We start from the raw sequence: 1,000 nt of genomic DNA, 5'->3' as shown, positions 1-1,000 counted from the left end.
ATTTAACATAATGGCGATTATACGAAAGGACTGAGTTCTGTATGCTACAGGGCTTAGTCCTTTTAGTTTCATCTTTATTCTTAATAAAGTTTTATAAAGAAGACTTCTGAAACATCAGCTTGGCTTGGAATGACTACAATACAATTAGAGTACGTGAATTTATTTAACTTATGATTTCCCGTGTCTTCAGCAATATCAATCAAGAATTTTCCAGAGTCATCCTGTGTATAATTTCCAAATAATAATTGCATTTTATCGGTAGTTTCATAATTTTTAATGAATCCTCTGTGAAAATTATTTTTTATAAAATTAGGGTCAGTTCTATTTAAAATATATCTCACTCCGACATTCATCGTCATCGCAATATCATCAACATCTCCTAGGAGGTTCACGATAGTTGCTTTGTCTTCAATAGTGTGAGTTTTTAAACCTCTATAATGACCTTGGGTATCTAATATTTTTTCCATTTTATTGATTGGATGTGAACGATGATCACTTCTAAAAACTTTAAATTTTTCCTCATTTAACGTGAGCATGTTGATTGGACTATTAGTTGACGATTGATCAAAAGTAGCAAGTTTAGGTAAAGTTAAAATACCACCACTTGAAGAACTAGCGCTGCAAACTAAAATTAAATCGTACTCTGCTGCCAATACTCGAAATTCATCAGTAAACTGCTCTTGTGAAGATGTTAAAGCGGGATTAATAATAGGATTTTTTTGTTCAATTTCACTTTTAAAAGCATGCTCTAATCTAATTGGTTTTAAGATTTTGACTCCAACATCATCGTAACCCCATTGCTGCAAAATATTTTGAACATAAATACATTCTTCACTAATTTTTTCTTCATTATCATAGTTATACATACTAACTATAATGATTTTAGGTTTTTTATATACCTCAATTTCTCTTAAACCAGCTCTCGATAACACGATTACTTTTTCAGCATTAATTTTTTCATCTTTTTGAACCAAACACTCATCTTGTTGAATAATGCTTC

General features: G+C 30.6%; 1 protein-coding gene and 1 pseudogene. Both read right to left on the bottom strand.

All coding sequences use genetic code 11. The features are described from left to right. A partial coding sequence (locus FTV34_RS18180) for a hypothetical protein (protein ID WP_368856429.1) occupies positions 1-72 on the bottom strand: 72 nt, incomplete at its 3' end. Between the two features lie 8 nt (positions 73-80). Then, positions 81-1,000, bottom strand: a pseudogene (locus tag FTV34_RS17770) (hypothetical protein); the annotation flags it as partial.

Source organism: Acinetobacter sp. YH16038 (assembly GCF_013417275.1).
Classification (GTDB): Bacteria; Pseudomonadota; Gammaproteobacteria; order Pseudomonadales; family Moraxellaceae; genus Acinetobacter.
Note: the sequence above shows the minus strand (reverse complement) of the source record. Positions and strands in the feature narration are given on the sequence as shown.